Origin of the sequence: Prevotella sp. AM42-24, from assembly GCF_003461825.1 — a bacterium.
GTDB classification, from domain to species: Bacteria; Bacteroidota; Bacteroidia; order Bacteroidales; family Bacteroidaceae; genus Prevotella; species Prevotella hominis.
Genome location: NZ_QTXV01000170.1, coordinates 1 through 994, shown reverse-complemented (window position 1 = coordinate 994; position 994 = coordinate 1). Strand labels below are relative to the sequence as shown.

The 994-nt window shown below is 38.7% G+C and carries 3 protein-coding genes; all 3 read left to right on the top strand.

Going from position 1 to position 994, the window contains the following annotated elements:
* Positions 1-30 precede the first annotated feature (30 nt).
* The 3 genes from DW917_RS16970 to DW917_RS16960 all read left to right on the top strand — a co-directional run bounded on the left by DW917_RS16970 (position 31) and on the right by DW917_RS16960 (position 859).
* Positions 31-366 (top strand): hypothetical protein, encoded by a 336-nt coding sequence (locus tag DW917_RS16970; protein WP_106813537.1) that lies wholly within the window; start codon positions 31-33, stop codon positions 364-366.
* 46 nt (positions 367-412) lie between these two features.
* Positions 413-625 carry a hypothetical protein gene (locus DW917_RS16965; protein WP_118120561.1) on the top strand — a complete coding sequence of 71 codons (213 nt, stop codon included), beginning with the start codon at positions 413-415 and terminating at the stop codon, positions 623-625.
* A 66-nt stretch (positions 626-691) separates the two neighbouring features.
* On the top strand, positions 692-859 hold the full coding sequence (locus DW917_RS16960) for a DpnD/PcfM family protein (protein ID WP_118120559.1): 168 nt from the start codon (positions 692-694) through the stop codon (positions 857-859).
* Positions 860-994 lie beyond the last annotated feature (135 nt).

Below are 994 nucleotides of genomic sequence, written 5' to 3'. Positions count from 1 at the left end.
ATTGTTGAACCCTTTAAAGCAGATTTGATTATGGGAAAGATTTTTGTAAAAGTTCCTGTTTGGAACATCGAGAGTGAGACAGGTTACAAGCCAATGACTACTTTTTGGCAAGACTTCTCTATTGCAGATGCCTTTGGTGTCGCAGCCGTTGAAGACACTTTCAAACGTGCCTTTAATGAGTGGAAAGGTAACTACAAGTATCTTACAGAGCTTGTTATGGTACTTAACCACAAGATAGCACAATGGTATGAGAGAAACATGCCTCTTGCAAAACTCTATAACGATGCGTGGAACATTGCCGATAACTATGCGGTCAACCACTTGCAAGGTGACGAGTTGAACTACTTTTATAATGTAACAGACTAAAAAAGGTAACGGAGCGGCTAACCACCGCTTCATAAAAAATAAAGATATGAGCAAATTCATTGAAGTGACAGCAGGAAAAAAAGTACTGATTAATACCGACGAGATAGCTTGCGTAGAGCCAAGCGAAGATTATAAGGACGGCAAGGAGGTTTGTATAATTACCCTCATACACACAACAAAGCGTCACGTTGAGGGGCGCAAATTCATAACGAAAGAAAGTTATGAGGAGGTAAAACAAATGATTATTGGAACTAAGTAGTATCATGTTTAATGTTTCTATCCGGTAGTTGTATGGCTATCGGATAGAATTAACTAAAGGAATAATATGAAAAAGTATCAAGTTGAAATCGTTGAAAAAATAGTTTTTCAAGTAAGCGTTGAAGCGGCAAACGAGGCAGAGGCTGAGAATATGGCAAGAGACCAATACGACAAAGGCATCTTAGAAAGTAATGGAGAAAAGGAAAGTGTAACATTTGATGTTATTGAAGATTAATTAATATGTCTATGAAAAGTTAACAAAAAATCATCCATCTGCAAGGTGGATGATCTTTTTCTGGCTGCTCCCTCATTGGTCGCAGCCATCAGGTGAACCATTCAGCTTCACCTGCAAAGCGGTATCTCCGATGGT

What these genes read in the sequence shown, in the direction of transcription:
- DW917_RS16970 (WP_106813537.1), top strand. Translation starts at nt 31, where the DNA reads ATGGGAAAGATTTTTGTAAAAGTTCCTGTTTGGAACATCGAGAGTGAG.
- DW917_RS16965 (WP_118120561.1), top strand. Translation starts at nt 413, where the DNA reads ATGAGCAAATTCATTGAAGTGACAGCAGGAAAAAAAGTACTGATTAAT.
- DW917_RS16960 (WP_118120559.1), top strand. Translation starts at nt 692, where the DNA reads ATGAAAAAGTATCAAGTTGAAATCGTTGAAAAAATAGTTTTTCAAGTA.